This window comes from Streptomyces sp. DG2A-72, assembly GCF_030499575.1.
GTDB lineage: Bacteria > Actinomycetota > Actinomycetes > Streptomycetales > Streptomycetaceae > Streptomyces.
On record NZ_JASTLC010000001.1, the window covers coordinates 6,411,887 to 6,433,875 of the forward strand.

At 70.0% G+C, this 21,989-nt stretch carries 18 protein-coding genes and 1 pseudogene; 10 read left to right on the top strand and 9 right to left on the bottom strand.

From position 1 onward, the window contains the following. The first annotated feature begins 94 nt into the window (after window positions 1-94). The 3 genes from QQY66_RS30555 (at window position 95) to QQY66_RS30565 (ending at window position 4,383) form a co-directional block, all read left to right on the top strand. Window positions 95-2,296, top strand: a complete 2,202-nt coding sequence (locus QQY66_RS30555; protein ID WP_301983479.1) for a serine/threonine-protein kinase — start codon at window positions 95-97, stop codon at window positions 2,294-2,296. Window positions 2,297-2,641: 345 nt separating this feature from the next. Next, window positions 2,642-3,316, top strand: coding sequence for an RNA polymerase sigma factor (locus QQY66_RS30560; RefSeq protein ID WP_301983480.1), 675 nt, complete (start codon window positions 2,642-2,644; stop codon window positions 3,314-3,316). After that, on the top strand, window positions 3,316-4,383 hold the full coding sequence (locus QQY66_RS30565; protein WP_301983481.1) for a hypothetical protein: 1,068 nt from the start codon (window positions 3,316-3,318) through the stop codon (window positions 4,381-4,383). Before QQY66_RS30560 ends, QQY66_RS30565 begins: the two co-directional genes overlap by 1 nt. Window positions 4,384-4,576: 193 nt before the next feature. Here QQY66_RS30565 and QQY66_RS30570 read toward each other — a convergent pair whose 3' ends face one another. After that, complete coding sequence (locus tag QQY66_RS30570; RefSeq protein WP_301987553.1) at window positions 4,577-5,395, bottom strand: L,D-transpeptidase family protein; 819 nt, start codon at window positions 5,393-5,395, stop codon at window positions 4,577-4,579. Between the two features lie 136 nt (window positions 5,396-5,531). On the opposite strand from QQY66_RS30570, the gene QQY66_RS30575 reads away from it, so the two are divergent. Together QQY66_RS30575 and QQY66_RS30580 are read left to right on the top strand one after the other, a co-directional pair. Next, window positions 5,532-7,112: a methylmalonyl-CoA mutase gene (locus QQY66_RS30575; RefSeq protein WP_301983482.1), complete on the top strand. Its 1,581-nt coding sequence runs from the start codon at window positions 5,532-5,534 to the stop codon at window positions 7,110-7,112. A gap of 99 nt (window positions 7,113-7,211) precedes the next feature. Next, window positions 7,212-7,784 (top strand): Uma2 family endonuclease, encoded by a 573-nt coding sequence (locus QQY66_RS30580; RefSeq protein WP_367667092.1) that lies wholly within the window; start codon window positions 7,212-7,214, stop codon window positions 7,782-7,784. Here QQY66_RS30580 and QQY66_RS30585 read toward each other — a convergent pair. Further along, window positions 7,781-9,334: an FAD-dependent oxidoreductase gene (locus QQY66_RS30585; protein WP_301983484.1), complete on the bottom strand. Its 1,554-nt coding sequence runs from the start codon at window positions 9,332-9,334 to the stop codon at window positions 7,781-7,783. The two genes, QQY66_RS30580 and QQY66_RS30585, sit on opposite strands and share 4 nt — an antisense overlap. 72 nt (window positions 9,335-9,406) lie before the next feature. Here QQY66_RS30585 and QQY66_RS30590 point away from each other — a divergent pair, with 72 nt between their 5' ends. Then, a complete protein-coding gene (locus tag QQY66_RS30590) occupies window positions 9,407-10,057 on the top strand; it encodes a TetR/AcrR family transcriptional regulator (protein WP_301983485.1) in 651 nt (216 codons plus the stop codon). Window positions 10,058-10,138: 81 nt separating this feature from the next. Here the strand turns inward: QQY66_RS30590 and QQY66_RS30595 are convergent, their stop codons facing one another. Then, window positions 10,139-11,026, bottom strand: a complete 888-nt coding sequence (locus tag QQY66_RS30595; protein ID WP_301983486.1) for a class I SAM-dependent methyltransferase — start codon at window positions 11,024-11,026, stop codon at window positions 10,139-10,141. 114 nt (window positions 11,027-11,140) lie between these two features. Continuing rightward, window positions 11,141-12,271 carry an acyltransferase gene (locus QQY66_RS30600; RefSeq protein WP_301983487.1) on the bottom strand — a complete coding sequence of 377 codons (1,131 nt, stop codon included), beginning with the start codon at window positions 12,269-12,271 and terminating at the stop codon, window positions 11,141-11,143. Window positions 12,272-12,572: 301 nt separating this feature from the next. Here QQY66_RS30600 and QQY66_RS30605 point away from each other — a divergent pair, with 301 nt between their 5' ends. From QQY66_RS30605 to QQY66_RS30615, 3 genes are read left to right on the top strand one after another with little or no spacing between them, the layout of a single operon-like run. Beyond that, entirely contained in the window at window positions 12,573-13,979 is a 1,407-nt protein-coding gene (locus tag QQY66_RS30605; protein WP_301983488.1) for a glycosyltransferase family 29 protein, read from the top strand. Then, window positions 13,976-16,303, top strand: coding sequence for a glycosyltransferase (locus QQY66_RS30610; RefSeq protein ID WP_301983489.1), 2,328 nt, complete (start codon window positions 13,976-13,978; stop codon window positions 16,301-16,303). Before QQY66_RS30605 ends, QQY66_RS30610 begins: the two co-directional genes overlap by 4 nt. 2 nt (window positions 16,304-16,305) lie before the next feature. Continuing rightward, on the top strand, window positions 16,306-18,012 hold the full coding sequence (locus QQY66_RS30615) for a hypothetical protein (RefSeq protein ID WP_301983490.1): 1,707 nt from the start codon (window positions 16,306-16,308) through the stop codon (window positions 18,010-18,012). On the opposite strand, the gene QQY66_RS30620 is transcribed toward QQY66_RS30615, so the two are convergent. From QQY66_RS30620 to QQY66_RS30635, 4 genes are all read right to left on the bottom strand, one after another. Then, entirely contained in the window at window positions 17,945-18,313 is a 369-nt protein-coding gene (locus QQY66_RS30620; protein WP_301983491.1) for a hypothetical protein, read from the bottom strand. The two genes, QQY66_RS30615 and QQY66_RS30620, sit on opposite strands and share 68 nt — an antisense overlap. Before the next feature lie 94 nt (window positions 18,314-18,407). Next, window positions 18,408-18,791 (bottom strand): hypothetical protein, encoded by a 384-nt coding sequence (locus tag QQY66_RS30625; protein ID WP_301983492.1) that lies wholly within the window; start codon window positions 18,789-18,791, stop codon window positions 18,408-18,410. Continuing rightward, a complete protein-coding gene (locus QQY66_RS30630) occupies window positions 18,791-19,099 on the bottom strand; it encodes a hypothetical protein (protein WP_301983493.1) in 309 nt (102 codons plus the stop codon). Before QQY66_RS30630 ends, QQY66_RS30625 begins: the two co-directional genes overlap by 1 nt. Window positions 19,100-19,236: 137 nt before the next feature. After that, window positions 19,237-20,433: a helix-turn-helix domain-containing protein gene (locus QQY66_RS30635; RefSeq protein ID WP_301983494.1), complete on the bottom strand. Its 1,197-nt coding sequence runs from the start codon at window positions 20,431-20,433 to the stop codon at window positions 19,237-19,239. Window positions 20,434-20,939: 506 nt separating this feature from the next. On the opposite strand from QQY66_RS30635, the gene QQY66_RS30640 reads away from it, so the two are divergent. Further along, complete coding sequence (locus QQY66_RS30640; RefSeq protein WP_301983495.1) at window positions 20,940-21,668, top strand: trans-aconitate 2-methyltransferase; 729 nt, start codon at window positions 20,940-20,942, stop codon at window positions 21,666-21,668. 3 nt (window positions 21,669-21,671) lie between these two features. On the opposite strand, the pseudogene QQY66_RS30645 reads toward QQY66_RS30640, so the two are convergent. Then, window positions 21,672-21,890: pseudogene (locus tag QQY66_RS30645) on the bottom strand (phospholipid carrier-dependent glycosyltransferase); the annotation flags it as partial. Window positions 21,891-21,989 lie beyond the last annotated feature (99 nt).

The following is a 21,989-nucleotide window of genomic DNA, read 5'->3' on the forward strand; positions in this document are numbered from 1 at the left end:
GGAGTCTGCGTCTGACCGACTGGCGTGCACACGCACTAGTGTGTTGCGGCAGAACGGCCCTGTGACGCATGGGACTTGGAAGGGTTGACAGAGGATGCCGCTGAGCACCGACGAGCCGGAGTCCATCGGCGCGATAGGCGGCTACACGCTCGTCCGACGCCTCGGCAGCGGCGGCATGGGGGTCGTCCACCTCGCCCGCTCCGCCTCCGGCCGCCATGTCGCCGTCAAGGTCGTACACGCGCAATACGCGCAGGACGAGGAGTTCCGCACCCGTTTCCGCCAGGAGATCGCCGCGGCACGGCGAGTCAGCGGAGCGTTCACCGCCCCCGTCGTGGACGCGGACCCGGACGCCGAACTGCCGTGGATGGCGACGCTGTACGTGCCGGGCCGCACCCTCGATGACATCGTTGCCGAGCAGGGCCCACTCGGCGGACCCGGACTGCGCACGCTGGCCCTGGGGCTGGTGGAGGCGCTGCGGGACATCCACCAGGCCGGTGTCGTGCACCGGGACCTGAAGCCGAGCAACGTGCTGATGGCCGACGACGGCCCGCGCGTCATCGACTTCGGCATCTCGCGGGCGGCCGACAACGAGGCCCTCACCGTGACCGGACGACTCATCGGCACCCCGCCCTTCATGTCCCCGGAGCAGTTCGCCTCGCCCAGGGACGTCACCGCCGCCTCGGACGTCTTCTCGCTGGGCTCGCTCCTGGTGTACGCCGCCACCGGCAACCGCCCCTTCGACGGCGGCAGCCCGTACATGACGGGCTATCAGGTGGTGCACGAGCAGCCGGCCTTGAGCGGCGTCGCCGAGCCGCTGCTGGGCATCGTCGTGCGCTGCCTGGCCAAGGACCCGGCCGACAGGCCTCAACTGGCCGAACTGCACCGGCTGTTCAGATCCCTGCCGGACCTGGCCGACGCCCCGGCGGTGAGCGGCCCGCCGGCCGCGCCGGGACACCGAAGGCGCTCCCGGGGTGCCGACGACTCCACCGCCGCCGGGCGCTGGGGCCGCGGACGCCGGCCGCGGCGGCTGGTTCTCCTCGGCGCGGCTCTGGCCGTCACCGGGGTGTCCGTGTCGGCGTACCACCTCATGTCCAGCGCTCGGACCACCGAGGCCGGTCCTGGGGCGAGCGCCTCCGCGCCCTCGGCCCCGGCACTCCCCACCGGCTGGCGGCCCTGGCAGACGAATCTCACCCGAGCCGTACGGGATGACCCGCTGAGCGTCAACGTGGACAGTGTGGAAGCCGGCTGTGTGTCCGCCGGATCCGCCCTGTACTGCGCGGGCACCGGCTTCACGGTGGCCCGTCTCGACGCCGCATCGGGCCGTGTCGCGTGGCGGTACGGCAACAGCGCCCAGGCGGCCGAGCGGCCCCTGGGCGTGCGGGACGGGATCGTGTACACGTACGAGCGACCGGACGAGGTGAACGCGGACCAGCGGGTGATCGCCCTCGACGCCGACACGGGCAAACGCGTCTGGACCCGGGACGTCGACGCGAGTCACCGCGTCGCCCTGTTCGACGGCGGCGTCCTGACGGTGTCGGACACCGCGAACGCGTTCGTCGCCCTCGACCTCACGTCGGGCCGGGAACTGTGGCGCCTTCCGGCCAAGTCGTCGGCGGGCAGCCTCTGTTCCCCGGTGGTCCTGGGCGACGCACCCTACGGCCTGTGCGCCGACGCGAACGAACCCGGCAAGGGCCCGGTCGGCTTGTTGCGCCTCGCCCCGGACGCCGGAACGGCTCGTGAACTCGACCCGGTGCCTGTGGGCGCGACGCCGCTCGGCACCCTCGGTGGGTGGCCGCTGTTCGTGTTGCCGAAGAGCATCACCGAATACGAGTCGGACGACGGCCGGGACGAGTCGTACACCACCCTGCTGCGGGTGAACCCGGTCACCGGCACCGCCACCAGGGTCTTCCTGGAAGGCGCCCCACGCGGCACGCCCACTGTGATCGACGGGACCGTGTACTTCGTCCGCCCCGACGGGACGGTCACCGCGGTCAAGGCGTCCAACGGCGCCCGGCTGTGGCAGCGGGACGCACAGATCGAGAACCTGTCGGCTCCGGTGCGCTCGCCGGCGTACGGCACCGTCTACTTCGCCAACCGCTACGGCCGCCTCCTCGCCCTGGACCAGGACACCGGGGCCGTCCGCTGGACCACGGCCAAGCTGGATGATCCGGGCACTTCGGCCGAGAACACGATCCCGAGCGTGCTGCTGGTGAAGGACGCGATCGTGGCCGTGGCGGGGGAGACGGCGTTCTCGGTGAACCCGGTCCGGGAGACGGCGGGCGAGACGGTGAACTGACGGCGGCATCGCCCCCGCGGAGGTCTCGGCCAATGCGAGACACCACTCGTCGGCCTCGGGAGGAGACGACGCGGAGACGGCCGGGGCCGCCACCCCCCACAGGAGAGGCCCCGGCCGTCGCGCGGCACGGGCCGCGCGGCGGCCCGTATCTCCTACAGCGTCATGAGTGCGGTTTCTGTCACACCTCGCGCCGTCCCGCGGTGGTTGCATCTTGTGCGGACATGGACGAGCAGCGGTTTCAGGTCGTAACGTGCCTTTCGCGCCGGACGGGGAAGGTGACTGATCACGGTGAGCGGCGGCTGAGAAGCCGCGGCCGGGCTACTGACCATCTACCGAGGAATGCGGGTGCTGGGGGACGACGCGGAGCTGACGGCCGCGGTGCTTGCGGCACAGGACGGGGACGAGACCGCGTTCCGGACTGTGTACCGCGCGGTGCACCCGCGGCTCCTCGGGTACGTCCGGACGCTCGTCGGTGAGTACGACGCCGAGGACGTCGCCTCCGAGGCCTGGCTGCAGATAGCCCGTGACCTGGAGCGGTTCAGCGGGGACGCGGACCGCTTCCGCGGCTGGGCCGCCCGGATCGCCCGCAACCGCGCGCTGGACCACATACGGATGCGCGGCCGGCGCCCGGCGATCGGCGGCGACGAGACCGAGCTGACCGGGAAGGCCGCCGAGTCCGACACGGCCGGGGAGGCGATCGAGGCGCTGGCCACGGACAGCACACTCTCGCTCATCGCCCGGCTGCCGCAGGACCAGGCCGAGGCCGTCGTCCTGCGCGTGGTGGTGGGCCTCGACGCCAAGACCGCCGCGGAGACCCTCGGCAAGCGCCCGGGGGCGGTGCGTACGGCCGCGCACCGGGGCCTGAAGCGGCTCGCCGAACTGCTCGGCACCCCTCCGGAGACGGATCCGGAATCGATCGGCGGGCTCGACGCGCTGCCGCCGCAGAGAGAACCGCACGACCGTGCGGTGACGTCCGCGAGTGTGACGCATACGCGTGCGCGGACGCAGAAGGACATGTGATGGCCGACGAGCAGTACAGATGGCTGGACCGCGAAACGGCGGAACTCCTCCTGCGCGGTGAGTCACTGGAAGTTGTCGACCCCGCCGACCACGACCGGGCCGCCCGGCTCGCCGAAACCCTGGGTGCGCTGTCCGCCGTACCCCCACAGGCCGACGACGCCGAACTCCCCGGTGAGGCCGCCGCGCTGGCCGCGTTCCGCAAGGTGCGCGCCGAGAAGGGCGAGCCGGCGGTCGTCTTCGGCGGTGCCCGGCACGGGGCCGCCGACGCGGGTCTGGTCCGGATCGGCGCCCCCGCCCGCGCCGACCGGCGCCCCCGCTGGGCCCGCCCGTTGCGCCTGGGCCTGGCCGCCTCGGTGGCCGCCGTCATGGTCGGCGGCGTCGCCGCCGCGGCCGGAACCGGGCTCCTGCCCACCCCGTTCGGCGGTGACGAACCAGTGGTGCCCGGCGCCTCGGTCTCGGCCGCCGCGAGCCCCGACCGCCCCCTGGCGTCGACCCCGCCGAGAGACACCCCGGACGGCGGAACCGGAACCCCCGAGCCGAGCGGCTCCCCGAGCGGCCCCGCCGCCGGCGCACCCCCGCAGAAGCAGAACACCCAGCCCGGCGGCGAGGCTCCCAAGGAGACCCCCGGCACCGAGCGCCACGGGGACGGCTTCCGCAACTGGTGGGGCTCCGTCACCGACGCCTGCCGCGACGTGCGCGCCGGCAAGGAACTGCACCCCGACCGCCGACGCGCGCTGGAGGGCATGGCGGGCGGCTCCGGGCGCGTGACGAAGTACTGCGAGGCCGTCCTGAACACGGCCGACGGCGACGATGAGGCGGGCGACTCCGACGACCGCTCCGGCGGGCACAGGGGCGACCAGAGGGACAACGACGAGCAGGACCGAAGCAGTGACGAGGACGACGACGGTGGCATAGCGCCCGGCGACACCGGGGACGACAACTCGATGCTGCCGAAGCGTGCGACGACGACCTCCCCGGAGGCGGAACCGACGCCGTCCTCGCCCGCGCCGACGCCGAGCCCGTCGTACAGCGCCCTGAGCTCCCCCGCGCCTGATTCAAGCCTTTGACCTGCGGCTTTGCCTGTTCTAGGGCTTTTCTCGCGGTGAGTGTGACACTTTCGGCCGCCCTGGCGCAGTAATGAATGAGCCGACTGGTCATCGGCCGTCGCACAGAGCCGGGGTTCCCCCCGTACCTACGGCTCGTGCACCGGCGCGGGCGGGACACGTTCCCCCGGTCCCGCCCGCGCCCCCACACCGCTTCTCACCAGTGGACGACGACCTTGTCGCCGTTCCTCACCTGCGCGAACAGACGCGCGATCGCCGCCTCGTCCCGTACGTTGACGCAGCCGTGCGAGGCACCGGCGTATCCGGTGGCCGCGAAGTCCGACGAGTAGTGCACCGCCTGGCCGCCGCTGAAGAACATCGCGTACGGCATCGGCGAGTCATAGAGCGTCGACACGTGATGCCGCGACTTCCAGTAGACGCTGAACACACCTTCCCGGGTGGGCGTGTACTGCGAGCCGAACCGCACCGGCACCGTCAGGACGGTCCGCCCGTCGATCATCCAGCGCAGCGTCCGGCTCGTCTTGCTGATGCAGAGCACCCGGCCGGTCATGCAGCGCGTGTCGGGCGCGTCGGCCGGCTGGCCGCCCATCAGATACAGGTCCCACTGGCCCGGCTCCCGCGTCATGGTCAGCAGCCGCTGCCAGGTGACGGCGTCGGTCTCCCCGGTCTTCGGCAGCCCGCGCTTGCCCTGAAACCCCTTCACCGCCTGCTCGGTCAGGTCGTCGTACGTCCCCGTCGGCCCGTCGAACAGCCAGGCGACCTGCCGCAGCCGGGCCTGCAGCTCACGCACGTCCCGCCCGGTGTCGCCGGGCTTCCACAGGACCTTGGGAGGGGTGGGGGACGGAGTGGGCGGCTTGGCGCTGGGGGTGGAGCCGGGCTTGTCGTCGGCCGCCGGCGTGCGGGAGAGCTCTATGCGCACGGGCGGCGGCTGTCCGCCCTCCGAGCCCGCGGCCTGCACCGTGCACCCGGTGAGCACGCACACTCCGGCGAGCGCGCCTGCCCACGATCTCTCCATGCCCCTGTTACGCATCCAGGCCCCTGTCGTCTCACTGTCCGAGCCGTAGGTCACCTGAGATGTTCCCCGCGGGTGACGGGTTGCGAACTTGGCGGCATGGTGGTGACCGGGGCCGAGCAACGCGGGAGGCACACGCATGACGCGCGAGTCGGAGTCCGGACTGCCCATCGAGCCGGTGTACGGGCCGTCGGCGCTCGACGGCTGGGACCCGGCGCGGCAGCTGGGCGAGCCGGGGTCGTACCCCTTCACCCGGGGCGTGTACCCGTCCATGTACACGGGCCGCCCGTGGACCATGCGCCAGTACGCCGGTTTCGGCACGGCGGCCGAGTCCAACACCCGCTACCGGGACCTGATCGCGCACGGCACGACCGGCCTCTCGGTCGCCTTCGACCTGCCCACCCAGATGGGCCACGACTCCGATGCTCCGATCGCGCACGGCGAGGTCGGCAAGGTGGGCGTGGCGATCGACTCGGCCGACGACATGCGGGTGCTGTTCGGCGGGATCCCGCTGGACCAGGTCTCCACGTCCATGACGATCAACGCGCCCGCGGCACTGCTGCTGCTCCTGTACCAGCTGGTGGCGGAGGAGCAGGGGGTGAGCGCCGACCGGCTCACCGGCACCATCCAGAACGACGTACTGAAGGAGTACATCGCGCGCGGGACGTACATCTTCCCGCCGAAGCCCTCCCTGCGGCTGACCGCGGACATCTTCAAGTACTGCCGCGCCGAGATCCCCAAGTGGAACACCATCTCGATCTCCGGCTACCACATGGCGGAAGCGGGCGCCTCGCCCGCGCAGGAGATCGCTTTCACCCTGGCGGACGGTATCGAGTACGTCCGTACGGCGGTAGCGGCCGGCATGGACGTCGAAGACTTCGCCCCCCGTCTGTCCTTCTTCTTCGTGGCGCGTACGACGATCCTGGAGGAGGTCGCCAAGTTCCGGGCGGCGCGCAGGATCTGGGCGCGGGTCATGCGGGAGGAGTTCGGCGCGCGGAACCCGAAGTCGCTGATGCTGCGCTTCCACACCCAGACGGCGGGCGTGCAGCTCACCGCCCAGCAGCCCGAGGTGAACCTGGTCCGCGTCGCCGTCCAGGCCCTGTCCGCGGTACTCGGCGGCACCCAGTCCCTGCACACCAACTCCTTCGACGAGGCGATCGCGCTGCCCACGGACAAGAGCGCGCGGCTGGCCCTTCGTACCCAGCAGGTGCTGGCCTACGAGACGGACGTGACGGCGACGGTGGACCCCTTCGCCGGCTCCTACGTCATCGAGTCGATGACCGACGACGTGGAGGCGGCGGCGGTCGAGCTGATGACGAAGGTCGAGGACCTCGGCGGCGCGGTGGCGGCGATCGAGCGGGGCTTCCAGAAGGGCGAGATCGAGCGCAACGCGTATCGGATCGCCCAGGAGACGGACGCGGGTGAGCGGGTCGTGGTCGGCGTGAACCGCTTCCGGCTCGACGAGGAGGAGCCGTACGAGCCGCTGCGGGTGGATCCGGCGATCGAGCGCCAGCAGGTGGAACGGCTGGCGAAGCTGCGGGCGGAGCGGGATCAGCGGGCGGTGGACTCGGCCCTGGCAGCCCTGAAGAGGGCCGCCGAGGGCGAGGACAACGTGCTGTATCCGATGAAGGAGGCGCTGCGGGCTCGGGGGACGGTGGGGGAGGTTTGTGGGGCGTTGCGGGGGGTTTGGGGGGCTTATGCGCCGTCGGATGTGTTCTGAGCTGGGCGGTTCCCTCGAATGAGTGATCGGGGGCGGAAACTGCACGTCCCCGGTTAATCTCGTGGAGGGTGTTCCCGAAAGGAGGGTGCCGTGGCTGTGATGCTGCACGAGTCGTCGCTTTCTGAGGCTGCCGACCGGCTCTGGGAGGAGCTGCCCGGACACCGGGTGGAGATCCTCAACGGGAGCATTGTTGTGACACCGCCGCCGGATGGGCCGCATCAGGAGACGCTGACCTGGCTGGTCGAGGAATTCGGACGGGCGGGAGCCCGGAAGGTAGGGCTCAGGTATGTCCAGGGCATCGGTCTGTGGTTGCCGACCGGGCCGGATGATTACGCCGTGCCGGACTTCTCTGTCGTCGACGCGGACTACAAGGACGCACTCGTCGAGAAGAACTGCTACGCCCCGCACGTCTTCCGGCTGGTCCTGGAGGTGACCTCCTCCAACTGGACCAACGACACGGCCACCAAGGTCGATATCTACGCCCGAGCCAACATCCCGGCCTACGTCGTCGCCGACCGCAAACACGACGAGGCCCTCCTCTACAAGAACCCTGTCGACGGCAAATACCCCGACCCCGTCCGCTACAAGCGAGGCGAGTCGGTCCCCGTTCCCGAATCCGTAGGCGTCACCCTCGACCTCTCCGTCGACACCCTCCTCGACGGCGACGACTAGCGAAGCCCGAACCGGCCCAGGTAGTCCACGACCCCGGCTGCCTGGTCCCCGGCCCACCCCACGTAACCGTCCGGCCGCACAAGAAACAGCCCGGCGCCGTACGTCTCCAGCCCCGCCCCGCCGACGACCCGCACCGACTCCGGTACCCGAGGGGCCGGGACACCGACGGCCACCAGCGTCCAGTGCGGCCCGCGGAACGCGTCGAACAGCCGTACGCCGTCCAGCGTGCTGTCAGGCGCGCGGTCGCCCGCCCGCACCGGGCCCGGGGCCTCACGGGTCTCCCTCGTCAGCGTCGAGTCCCGGTAGCCCAGCCCCAGTTGCTGGGTTGCCATGCCACGCCGCACCTCACCGCGGTGCACGCTCGTCGACAACCCCAGCATGTCCGCCGCGATGGCCCGCCGCTCCTCCTCGTAGGTGTCGAGCAGCGCCTCGCCCGCCCCGTCCCGTAGCACCGCGCCCAGCTTCCACCCCAGGTTGTACGCGTCCTGCACGCTGGTGTTGAGCCCCTGCCCGCCGGCCGGCGAGTGCACATGGGCCGCGTCTCCCGTGAGGAACACCCGGCCGTCGCGGAAGCGGTCCGCAAGGGCCGCTCGCGGGCGGAAGTCCGAGGCCCAGCGCAGCTCGGTCACGTCGTCGGGAGCGAGGTGCGAGCGGTCGGCGACGAGTTTGCGGATGCCGTCGAGGGACAGGTCGGGATCGGTGCCCTCGGGGAAGCGGGCGGTCAGCTGGAAGTCCTCGGTGCCGGCGAGCGGGCAGATCGCGAGGTAGTCCTCGCCCTCGCGCGGCGGGAAGATGTGCCAGTTGTCGCGGTCGAGGCCGGTGATCCGTACGTCCGCCACGAGCATCGGGCTCGGGTCCACCGTCTCCCCGGTCATACCGATGCCCAGCGCCCGGCGCACGACCGAGCGGCCCCCGTCGGCGGCGACGAGGTAACGGGCGCGGATCCGGTCCCCCGAGGCGAAGTGCGCGGTCACGCCCGCCGGGTCCTGCTCGACCGACACGACCTCGTGGCCGAACGCGACCGGTCCGCCTGAGCCGCCTTGGCCCATTCGGCGGCGGTTCGGCCACGCCTTGAAGGGCGCGGGGCCGTATCGATGTGCGGCTCCGCCGCGCGGGCGCGACCAGCCCTCACCAGCCTGCAGATGATCGACGGCCGATCGTGGCGCTTCCAGCGGAGCGTTCAGTTCCGCCAGCCGGGCGAACAGGATCTCCTGGGTGCGCCACTGCGGCACCATCCACGGCGCGGTGTACGGCGCGTCCTCCGTCGGCTCGGCCGCGTCGAACATCTGGTGCTCGCCCACCCGCCGGCCGTCCTGCCAGATCATCCCGACCGGATAGCCGCCGCCGGCCGCCCGGATCGCGTCCAGCACGCCCAGGTCGTCGAAGACCTCCATCGTGCGCGGCTGGATGCCCTTGCCGCGCGAGCCCGGGAACAGCCGGTCCGCCCGCTCCACCACCAGGGCGTCCACGCCACGCCGGGCCAGGTCCACGCCGAGGGCCAGTCCGATGGGGCCCGCGCCGACGATCAACACGTCCGTGGAAACGGTCACGATCCACTCTCCTTAACGCTGTTAAGTTCCATCGGTGACGAGAGTGCCCTTAACGCTGTTAAGCTGTCAAGTGTGAGCACGGAACGCCGAGCGCCCCTCGACCGCAAGCGGGTCGCGGACACCGCCCTGAAGGTCCTGAACGAGGTCGGTCTGGACGGCCTGACCCTGCGCGCCATCGCCAGGGAGCTGGACGTCAAGGCGCCGGCCCTGTACTGGCACTTCAAGGACAAGCAGGCGCTGCTCGACGAGATGGCGACGGAGATGTACCGCCGGATGACCGCCGGGACGCCGCTCGGTCCCGGGGACACCTGGCAGGAGCGGCTGCTGAAGGCCAACCGTGCGCTGCGCACGGAGCTGCTCCGCTACCGCGACGGCGCCAAGGTGTTCAGCGGCTCACGCTTCACCGGTCTGGAGCACGCCGGGCAGATGGAGGAGAGCCTGCGCCTGTGCACGGCCGCCGGGTTCACCCTCGCCCAGGCGGTCCGCGCGACCCAGACGACGTACCTCTACACCCTCGGCTTCGTCACCGAGGAACAGGGCGTCGAGCCGCTGCCGGGTGAGCGCCGTGAGGGCTTCGACGTAGCAGAACGCGCCCGCCTGATGGCCGACTTCCCTCTGTCGGCCAAGGCGGGCGCGGAGCTTTTCCAGGATTTCGGCCAACACTTCGAGGAAGGGCTGGCCCTGATCATTGCGGGGATCGAGACGCGCTACGAAGTCGGCTGAGGCTCAGCGCCCCGAAGGGGCGCGGGGAACTGCGCGACCAGCCACGACGGAGCCGCAGCCGAACGACAACACAGCCCGGCACTACCCGCGGAGCGCCCGCGCCGCCCGGGTGACGATCGGCGGCAGCAGGTCCCGGCCGATGCGCCGGGCGAGCGAGGGCCGGCGCATCGGGGCGGCGGGAACCACCGGTTCCGGCTCGGGCTCCTTGTAGTAGCGGGAGCGCGGGAAGTCCGGCGGCTGCATCCCCTTCTTGGCGCGGGTGCGCACCAGCCGGTGCCCGGCGGCCTCCTGGATGCTCAGCCCGACGTCCGTGCGCTCCCGGATCATGGCGAGCAGCTCCTCCTGGACGGGCTCGGGGTCGCCCCAGGTGCCGTACAGCTTCTGCGTGCTGAGGCAGATCGGGCGCAGCCCGCGGTTGAGGACGGCCTCCCAGGTGGCGACCGAGACGCCCGGGGTGTGCTCGGAGCGGAAGTCGTCGAGGACGACGATGCCGTCGGGCAGCAGCAGGTCGTGCGCGGCGCCGATGTCGTCGCGGACGTGCTCGTACAGGTGCGAGGCGTCGATGTGGAGGAAGCGGCAGCTGCCGGGGTCGACCTCCTTCGAGATCAGGGAGCTGGGGCCCTGGATCACCTTCGGGAGGCTGTCGTGGAAGGCGAGGTAGTTCCGCTCGAAGGCCTGCCGGGTGAGGGACCCGTACGACTTGTTGTGCTCGGCCCGGTTCGCCCCGTCGGGAGCGTCGCTCTCGAACAGGTCGCACACCGTGAACCTCTCGCCGTCCCCCAGGTGCTCACCCAGAAGGATCGCGCTTTTGCCCATGAAGACGCCGAGTTCCACCAGGTCTCCGGGGTGCCCCAGTCTTTCCTGCCGGTCCAGGAACCAGGTGAAGAGCACCTGGTCCAGTGGGGGGAACCAGCCAGGGACGTCCTTGAGTTCTCCGGGATCCGCGGAGATCTGTTGTGGATTTGCCATGAAGCGAGCCTGCTCAATCGGTGCCGGGCAATCTATCTGCGGACTGAACGTCAAGTGAACAAAGTCCCCCAAGCGGACAGCCTCACGGCCACCAGCCTAGGGGGGTGAACCCCGTCAGCGCGTCTTGGCGAGCGCGGTTCGCAGCCGCGGCGTGAGTGGCTTCTCGACGAAGCGGTGCAGCAGCCAGGCCAGCAGCAGCATCGAAGCGATCGTCAGGATGAACGTCAGGCTCGAAGATACGTACATCTCCTTGTGGAGCGCGTGTATCACGACCCAGCCGAGGTGCTCGTGGACCAGGTAGAAGGGGTACGTCAGGGCTCCGGCCACGGTCAGCCAGTGCCAGTTCGCCCAGTTCAGCCAGCCCAGCGCGATCGCGGCGACGGCCACGAAGCCGAACGTCACGATGGCCACGATCACCAGCTGGGAGCGGTTGGCGAAGGCGTCCGGGCTGGGCGCTCGCCACAGGCTCTGGACCACGGTGTGCTGCCCGACCAGCCAGCTCACCGCCACGATGCCCCAGCCGTAGACGTCCTTGCGGTCGCGGTGGATGAGGTAGAGGCCGACGCCGCCGATGAAGAAGGGCGCATACTCGGGCATCAGCACGATGTCGAGGAATGGTTCCTTCGCGCCCGTCGCGATCGCCGACAGCAGCGTCCAGCCCGCGCAGAACATGATCACCCGCTGCCGGGTCGCCCCCGGCAGCACGACGCACAGCGCGAACAGCGCGTAGAAGCGGACCTCGGCCCACAGGGTCCAGCAGACGCCGAGCACCCGGTCCACGCCCAGCGGATACTGAAGCATCGTCATGTTGACCAGGGTCTCGCTCGGCGACAGCGCCTTGTAGGCGACCATCGGCAGGGCGAACACGGCCGTAACGATCAGGATCGCTGCCCAGTACGCGGGCAGCAGCCGGGAGGCGCGCGAGGCGAAGAACGACTTCAGGGGCCGGCCCCAGCCGCTCATGCAGATCACGAAGCCGCTGATGACGAAGAAGATCTGGACGCCGAGACAGCCGTACGAGAAGAGCGTATGGAGGCTCGGGAACTGGTGCTTGGCCGAGCTGCCCCAGGCGGTGGTGACCTCTCCGCCCCGGCCGCCGTAGTGGTAGGCGGCCACCATCAGGGCGGCGACGAGCCGCAGGCCGTCGAGGGCGCGCAGTCGGGTTTCGCGGGGTTTCGTCCGTTCTGGCTTCCGGTCCGGGACTGGGGCCGCCTCGGACGCGGGTCGGACGGTTGTGCTGGTCACGAAATTCCCCTCGACGGGTCTCCTGTGGGTGACCCCAGCACATTAGTCCGAATCACAGACGTGCCTTGGTTGACGCGGCTACGATTATCCGTCTAGTTGCAGGGAGTTCACCTTGAGGTCGTTTTGACTTCCTAATTTTTTCCTCCATCCCCCCACGGATGCGTAAACGGTTTCAAGATCCCCCCACTTGCCTATACGCGGCAGCAAACATGAAGCATTGGCTTGGCAAAAAAAACAGGAGCGCCATGACGAGGGTCCAGAACAGACGGGCACGTGCGCGTGGGGGGAGCTGGACGACTGCTTGCGTGCGTGCGCTGTACACAGCGGCAAACTCGTCGGAAGCATCGACCGCCGCCGCATCGAACTCTCCGAGCAGTTGCGGAAGCTGCTGGTGGTGTGGGGAACGACACCCGCCACGACGGCACCCGCCCCGGCGGCCGGTGCCACAGCGCTGCTCAAGCGTGCGGTCAAGGGCTCGGCGGCGGCCCCCAGCGGCGGAATCGCCCCTGAACTGCTCGACGCCCTGCTCGCCGTCGCCAACCAGGCGCTCAAGTGCGGCTACGACGACGAGCTCGACCTTGCCCTGGTGATCAGCGACACAGTGCTGGCCCACCGCAAGAACTCCCGCGCCGGCTGGCGGCTGCGTGCCCGCCTGCTGGAGGCCCTCGGCGAGGAGACCGAGGCGCGGGAGGCGTACGAGCGCTACCTCGGCCTCACCGAGGAGGACGGCTTCGGCGTCACCGCGAAGATCGCCGGCCTGAAGGTCGCCGCTGACCGCGAGCGGGAACTGCTGGAGCTGCTGAAGCGTCAGGTCCCGGGCGCCGAGGGGTTCGCCCGCGGCAACCCCACCGAGATCTGGACCGAGGGCCTCACCGCGCACGCCCTCGGCGACTGGGCCGCGGCCGAGCCCCGTATGGTCGGCGCGCTGCTCGCGCTGGCGGACGACGGCGCCCCCGTCGCCGACCGCCAGGACCTGCTCAGCCAGTACCTGGACCTGCGTATCGCCGTCGACAGCGATGTCACCGCGCTCACCGAGGTTCTCGCGATCTACGCCGAGCAGCGCCGAGGCCGGATGCGCGGTCCGGTCGCCGACCCGTCGATCGGCGGGGTGAAGTGGATCAGCCTGGGCGAGTTCCGCAACCGGATCGCCGGCAAGTCCGTCTGCCTGATCGCCAACTCCGGCCGGGTCGGCGCCAGTTCGATGGGCGCCGAGATCGACGCGTACGATCTGGTGGTGCGCTTCAACTCGTACAAGATCGACCCGAAGCACACCGGCAGCCGTACCGACATCCACGCCACGATCCACAAGCACGGCTTCAACTGGGAGAAGCCGGTCGACACCCGGCTCGTCTTCGGCGGCGTCTCCGGCGACTGGAAGTGGTCGTTGCGCAACCGGCTGGTGCCCGGCGCGCAGACCCACCTCGGCGACGAGTCGCTGCGCTGGCCCGTGCGCAACATCGGCCGGCTGTCCAGCGACCAGTGGTCCGGTATCCCGACCACCGGCTTCAACATGCTGTTCCTGCTGGACTTCCTGGACGTCAGCCCGACCCTGGACCTGATCGGCTTCGACTTCTACGAGAGCGGCGCCTACCGCGTCCAGGAAGCGATGAAGCTCGCCATCACGTCCGTCCACGAGTACACCAGCGAGAAGGCATGGGTCATGGAGCGGGCCCAGAGCGTGACCGACATGAGGATATCCCTGCGATGACGACCACTTCCCTGACCGGGGCCCCCACCGAGACCACGCACTCCGCGGCCGACCTCACCGGCAAGCGGCGGATCGCCTTCGCGTCGTACGTCGACGAGAACTACCTGCCCGGCTTCCTCGTCCTGCTGCGCAGCCTCGCGCTGTCCAACCCGAGCGTGTGCGAGGACTTCGTCGTCCTCTACGACGATCTGCGCCCCGGCTCGATCGCCAAGATCCGCGCCCTGCACCCGCGCATCGTGCTGCGCCGCGTCGACGACGCGCACTACGACTCGTACAAGAAGGGCGACCAGGACAACTACCTGGTCCGCAAGGCGTACTTCATCCTCGACGTCTTCCGGATGCGGGAGTACGACACCGTCATCACGCTCGACACCGACATGGTCGTCCTCGGCGACCTCGGTGAACTCCTCAAGCTGCGCCACGGGCTGGCGGCCGTGTCGCAGTTCTTCTACGGGCAGCACAAGCTCAACTCGGGTCTGCTGGTCATCCAGCGCGAGTACCTGAGCGACGAGTTCTGCGCCAAGCTCGACGCGACCGGACGCAGCGGCGACTACGAACTGGACAAGCACGACCAGGGCATCCTGAACGCGGTGCTCGACGGCGACTTCATCCGCCTGGACGCGCGCTACAACTTCGTCAAGCGGCGGCTCTCCGGCGACCTGCCCGTTCCCGAGGACACCGCGATCCTGCACTTCACCGGCCGTCACAAGCCGTGGCAGGGCGGCGAGTCCGGGTACAGCCTGGCCGAGGAGAAGTGGCGCGAGTACCAGCTGAACGACGCCGACTTCCACGCCGCCTACCTCGCCTCCTCCGGCGGACTCCACCACGACCTGGTCGTGCACTACGGCACCCCGCACGTCGCCCGCACGGGTGACGTGGAGACCGCCCGCAAGGTGGCCGCCGCGCACATCGCGACCGGCAACTACCAGGACGCCGTGGACATCCTGGAAAGTGTCCGCATCCCGCTCGACGAGGCCTGGCCGCACGAGGTGCTCGGTCACGCCCTGATGAGCGTCTCCCGCTACGACGAGGCCAAGGCGCAGCTGCTGCTGGCGACGGCCGCCCCCAACCGGGCCGCCACCGCCTACGCCCGGCTCGCCCAGATGGCCTGGGTGCACGGCGACAACGCCTCGGCGCTGAAGTACGCGACGGCCGGTATGTCCGTCGACATCACCCACCGCTCCAGCCGCCTGTGGGCGCAGCGCGCGGCAGCCGTCCCCTCGCAGGAGCAGGGCTCCGCCGAGGACCAGCTCGCGCACGTCGCCTTCTACATGGACCGGCAGGGCAACGCGGGCGACAAGCTGCTCCCGGAGAGCGTCCGCAGCGCCTTCGGGCCGGACACCACCTCCCGCCGCTGGCACTCCGTGCACGCCCACCGGCTGTTCGACGAGGGCGCGCTGGAGCGGGTCAACGCCCGCCGCGGCCTGGTCATCGGCGGTGGCGGCCTGTTCATCCCGGACACCATGCCGAACGGCAACAGCGCCTGGCAGTGGAACGTCCCGGACGACCTGATGCGCCGCATCGACGTCCCGATCGCGGTGTACGCCGTCGGCTTCAACGCCTTCGACGGACAGTCCTACCGGGCGGGCCGCTTCCGCGACTCGCTGCGCCTCCTGGTCGAGAAGTCCTCCTTCTTCGGGCTGCGCAACCACGGCTCGATCGAGAAGGTGCGGTCGATGCTCCCGGCCCACCTGCACGACAAGGTGCGCTTCCAGCCGTGCCCGACCACGGTGACGCGCCAGCTCGTGCCCGGCTGGCAGGACCCGGCGACCCGCGACGACACCATCCTGATCAACGCCGCCTACGACCGCGCGGGCCTGCGCTTCGGCCATGACTACGCCTACTTCCTGGCCCAGATGGCTCAGGCGGTACGGGACTTGGGCGAGCTGGCCGAAGTCCAGTGCGTGGCCCACTCGCTCGACGACGAGAAGATCGTCTTCGACCTGCGCCGCGAGCACGGCATCTCGATGCCCGTCATCCCGATGTACGACTTCAACAACGACGGCATCCGGGACCTGTACGCCCGCACCAAGCTGGTGATCGGCATGCGCGGCCACGCGGGAATGATCCCGTTCGGCTGCGGCACGCCCATCATCAGCCTGATCTCGCACCCGAAGATGGCGTACTTCCTGCGCGACATCGAACGGCCCGAGTGGGGCGTCTCCGTCCACGACCGCAACCTCGCCGCGGTGCTGGTGGAGCGTTCCAAGGACCTGCTCAAGGACCACGCGGCCACCGTCGCCGACGTACACGGCCGGCAGCAGGAACTGTGGAAGGTCACGGAGGCGAACGCCGCCGATCTGCGTGTGATTCTCGGCGGCTGACCATGTCCGACGTCCTCGTGGAGGATGTCGACGACGCCCCCGCGGCAACCGCGCCGCGGGGGCGTCGTCGCTCCGCTCTGTGGTGGCCCCTGGTCGCCCTCGTGTCGGCCGCGGCCGTCGCGTACGCCGTACTCACCCGACGCCTCACCGGCGACCTGCACTACAGCCTCGGCGCTCTGCGCACCGGCGGGGAGGGCGACTACTCGCCGTCGGAGGTCTTCACCCACCGGCCCTACTTCTACCGCTGGTTGATCGCGCTCCTAGACAGCTGGACCTTCGGTATGACGACCGCCCGCGAGGCCCTGATCGCAGCGGCGGGCGTCCTGCTGGCGGCGGCGTCCGCCTACGCCCTCTACTCGGCGCTCCTTCGCCGGGTCACCGGACGCGAGGCGGCCCTCACCGCGGGCGCCACCGGCCTCGCACTGGCCCTGGCCCCCAGAAACGACTTCCTCCAGGCGGAGTGGGCAGCCGTGGTCCTGACGGTCGTGGCCGTCGCCGCGGCCATCGGCCCGGAGCGGACCTGGCGGGCGGTGCCGCTCGCCGCGCCGCCGCTCGCCCTCGCAGTACTGATGAAGTACTCGACCGCCACCACGGCCGTGATCGGTGTGCTGCTCGTGTACGCCGTCGACCGCGGCCGCGCCGTACGGCTCGCGCTCGTGTCCGTGCCCGCCGCGGTCGGCCTGTTCGGGATGAGCCTGCTCGCGGGGTCCCACGAGTGGCAGTGGGTCGGGGACATGACGGCGACCAACCAGTCCATCCTCGGCCGGACCGGCATCCACCCGCTCTTCATCCTCGAGCGCTCCGTGGACTACCTCGCCGACCGGGCGGTGCCGAGCCCGGTGCTGCTTCTGGTGCCCGGAGCGCTGCTGCTGGTGCTCACCCGGGTGCGCGGGCGGCGTCGGCGGATCGAGCTGTCCCTGGTCGCCCTCACTGTCGGCCTCTGCGCCCACGCGGCCGTGGTCGTGCAGGGCAACTGGTTCCTCTACCACGGCGCCCCGATGCCGGTGCTAGCCGCCGCGGTCTGGGGCCTCGCCGTGGGCGGTGCGCGCCGCTCGCCGCCCTGGTGCTTCGGCGCGGTGTCACTGCTGTACGGGGCGCTGCCCGTGATCTACACGGCGGCGCCGCGGGGTTTCCAACGGCCTTACGTCCTTTGGGCGTTGGGTCTCCTCGCGTTGCTGGCGGCCCTGGTGGACGCGGTACGGGAGCGTCGCGAGGCCGGCCCCCGACGCCGGTCAGCCGCGCTGGTGGCCCTGGCCGGTGTCGTGTGCCTGGCCGGGTGCGTGTGGCCCGGCTCCCCGCATCTGGTGCGGCAGGGCAAGGTCACCATGACCAGTGCCGAGTACCTGCGTGCGACGCGACTCACCGAACAGGACGCGGACCGGCTGCGGTCCGAAATACCCGCCGACGCCCCGGTGCTCTACCTCGCCTTCGGTAACACGGCGTACTACGTCGACCACCCGGTCCAGTGCCGCTACCCGGCCGCCACGTTCCTCCAGCGCACCCGTCTCATCCCGGACATCATCGAGGCCACGTCCTACAAGGAGAACGCCGACTGCATCGACCACGACCCGGCCCCGTACGCCGTCCTGGACCGGGCCTGGTTCCGGCCCGCCAAGGTCGACCCGGAACTCTGGCGACGAGTCACGGCCGTGTACGACTGTCCGACCACCAGCGGAGGGCCGTTGGTGGTGCTGTGCCGCCGCAGATGAGGGTCACAGGCGGGACGCGGTGACCTTCCGGGCGAGTGCCACCGAGTAGCTCTGCCCCCCGGTCCTGGAGGTAGATCTGCACCATGGTCGCCAGCTTCCCCCGGCTCATCGGGGTGTCGTGGCCCGGGATCAGCGACCGGTACTCCGGCGTCACCACCGGCTGTGCGAACCCGGCCTTCGAGAAGTGCCAGTCCTTGATCCAGGCCTTCTCGAAGTCCGGGTTGATCCGGCGCAGGTTCGGCAGGAACTTCTCCAGCAGCTCGGCCGGTTCGCCGGTGAAGCGCCAGTCGTCGCGCTCCACATAGTTGCCGATGTAGAGGATGTGACGCCCGCTCGTTGATGTTGAGCCAGTAGTGCGGGATCACGCTGCGGTCCAGCTCCAGGCGACGGGCAGATCAGCCGCGCTGGACAGGCTGCACGGCGTCTTGGGCGGCGTCCCCGTCGTCTGGCCTATCGAGGGCATCGAGGGCATCGAGGGCATCGAGGTCGTCGTAGGCCGGTGCGGGCAGGCGTGCGCCTCGGCTCACCGCGATCCGGTGGACGTTTGTCAATGCCTCGGCCAACTTGACTGTCAGCAGGTGCAGTTCGCCGGGCGTCCACTGGCGCCCGTCCAGAACCCGCTGTGCCTCATGAACGACTTCACCGGCCAGGCCGAGTTGGGCTGACTCCATCTTGTCAGCGAGGCGTGACAAGTATCCAGTCCCGTCGCCTGCGAGGTAGCAGGGTTTTCCTTCCGGCCCGGCCCAGGGGAGCAGGCGGATTTGATTCGTGTGGCTCATCAGGCCCGCACCTCCACGCTGTCAAGCAGCAGGGGCCCGATGTCGATGCCGTGCACGGCCAGCCGCAGTGCGCGCCGCGGTGCCCGTCGGCGCTGCAGCTCCCGCTGTTCGTGCGCGACCAGGAACGGGCGGACCAGTCCGATGTCCTCACCGCGCAGCACCGAGGCAGCGGGTACGCGAGGCGGACACTCAGTTGATGCCTCCACTCGGAGGCTCATGGAGTGACGATCAGGTCTGCGATGGCGGCCCGGTGCGGGCCAGAACAGCCGCAGCAGCGGCTCGAAGAGGCGGGCGATACAGTGCGACATGTCGACGCTCCTAGTCAGCGCTGGCCATGCCCCCGGACCGTTCGCCCGGTCGCGGGGGTCCTGACGAGACGTCAGCCTGCCGACTGGCGATGCAGGGCAGTTGCACCGAACTGTGCAACTCCGCCTGCCGGGATCTGCTATATCCCGACCCACTCCGCGTACTGCGCCAGCGAGCCGTTACGCGCCCGCTCCTGCCGCTTCAGGGCCAGCACGGTCTCCCGCACGGTCGGGTGGTAGCGGGTCTGCTGCGGGGCGATGCGCCGGGCTTGGTGCAGGCAGTCCAGTGCCTGATCCGGATGGCCTGCCCAGGTGTGAGCCCGGCCGAGGTCCATCCAGTGATGCCCGGCCCGGGAGCGAGTCCAGCCGCGTGGGATGCATACACCCTCGGCGAGTTCGATCGCGCGCCCGAAGTCGTCCATCTCCGAGGCGATGGCCACGGCGTGCACACCGACATTGGTCGGCCCCCAGGTGACGCCAAAGTCGGGCAACTCACCCGTGGTCCTGGCGAGTACACGGGCCTCGGCGAGGCGGGCGTCCGCGTGGTCCCGGTCCTTCATCCGGCCCGCGATCGTCGCTGCGCGCAGGTGCAGCATGCCCCGCATGGCCTCAACGCCTGCCGGGCGGCGTGACTCCTGGCCATCGAGGTCCCGCAGGGCCCGGTCGACCACCCGCATCCCCACGTCGTACCGGCCGGAGGAGAGCGTGGTCTGCGCGCGAAGGAAGGCGTGCATGGCAGCCAGCCCCGCCTCGTCGGCGCGCGGTGCAGTCCACGCCAGCCGGTCCAGCGCCACGGTCGCGAGATCGAGGAAGCCGAGCTTCCAGGCCACGGTGAACACACATCGGAACGTCTCTGCCAGACACTCGTAGGCCAGCCGTTGCTCGTCCCCGGTACTGGTGTGCACCACCTGTACGGACTCGTCGATCAGCGCTGGCAGGTCACGCACCATGTCCGTGTACTGCGCCTGACGGCGCTGCTCCAGAGCCCTTTGTACATCTGTCCAGATCAGCGCGGCGGGGCGCGGGGCTGTCTCCCAGTCCAGAGAGATGTCCCAGTTCTCCAGCCCTTCACGAATCGGCTGGATCAGTGCGTCCATCCGGTCCCGGCGCAGTTCCTCGGCGTACGGCTGCCCCAGCAATTCGGACGTGGAAACCCCCAGCGCGCGGGCGCACGAAGCGACAAGAGCCGGAGACGCGGGCTTCTGCCCGCACTCGACCTTCGACAAGAGGGACTTCGACGCATGCGCCCGCATCGCCAGCCCCTGCTGCGTCAGTCCACGCTGTTTCCGGATACGGGCGATTCGAGCGCCGGTGTGCTCATCGATGCTCTGCGACACGGCGAACTCCGTTCTGCGGCAGCACTCCAGACGGTACCCCTACGGCACTGGCCCGGATCAGCCAAGCGGTCACCTCGCACCCCGCAGGCTCCCGCATCCTGCCGGCTCGTTGCTCCCTGACCGCGCCCCAGCCAAATGGCCAACCGACCGCTGCGGCGTACCGCCGAAGCGGTATCGGTGAGGAGTACCGGAACTGGAGGAGGATGAGGGCGGCTTTAACGAGACGGCCAAGCAGATTATTGGCTGGGGCGCGGCCTGGCTGGGCGCTTGTGAAAGCTCGACCGCCCTCGGTGGCACTCCGTTCCGGGGTGCCACAACATCCGGCTTCGTCGGCATCAGCGTCGCCGTCAGCGATGCGGCACGAACAAGATCATGTCGGCGCACGGGCCCAACCATCCCGCCTGGCGCAACATGCTGCTGGACCTCGCCGCGCCAACCCTCCGCCCGCGATTCATCGCCGCTGACTCCAGGTCATCACTCGGTCAGCCGTGCCGCACAATAGTGCGGTGATCGACGATGCTTCGCCGACAGCGGCCCAACTGCCGCCCCAGTTGGTCAAGGACGACGAGTTGACCGGCCATTCCGTGGTGGCCAACAACGTCATGAACCGCGAACGGGTCCTGACGGGCGTCAACAGCTACAGTCGCGAACTCGGCTTCGACCCCGCCGAGTTCCTGTACAGCCACGGCCCCGCCCCGGCCTGGCTGGACATGTGCAGCGGAGAAGGGCTTGCCCTCCACGCAGCAGCGCGGCAGCTCCCGCAGGCCATCATCACCGGCGTGGACCTGGTTGGCCCGCTGCTGCCGTCGGCACCGCCCGACGGTCTCGAACTCATCACTGCTGACCTCGGCCGTTGGTCTCCAGAGCGTCGCTATGACTTGATCACCTGTGTCCACGGGCTCCACTACATCGGTGACCGGCTCTCCCTACTGGAGCGGGCAGCCTCGTGGCTCACAGAAACCGGCCTGCTGGTCGCCCATCTCGACCCCTCGACACTGCGGCGCTTCGACGGCAGCGACCTCTCCCGGCCGGTCCTGCGGGCATTGCGCGCCGTCGGCTTCCACTACTCGGCCCGCGACCACCGCCTCAGCCTGCGGGGCGGGCGTCCCGTCACCCTGCCCTTTACCTACCTCGGCGCCGACCCGCAGGCCGGCCCCAACTACACAGGCCAGCCGGCCGTCGCGTCGTACTACCGCCCCCACGGCAGTCGACCACCCGCCTTCGACAACCGCTGAGCGTCAGGGCCGGCGATAGATCGTGATCGAGTGCCCGACCTCGTCCACCGCGCTGCTGCTGTCGATCAGCGCGGCCAGCGGGGCCTCTGCCGTGGCGGCCGCGGTGTCCGACACGACTAGCAGTCCGCGGACCTTGTCCGGGGAGACGGTCATGGGGTCTTAGGCGTGGATGTCGTAGTAGGAGGGCTCGCCGCTGCCCTTGTAGACCAGCCAGACCGTTTCTCTTCCGACACCAAGGCGGCGCGCTCTTGGGCGCTCTGTCGCACGCGCCCGTCCGGGAGTTCAGCCGTCTCGGCTACGAGGCCCACTGGATCACCGGGC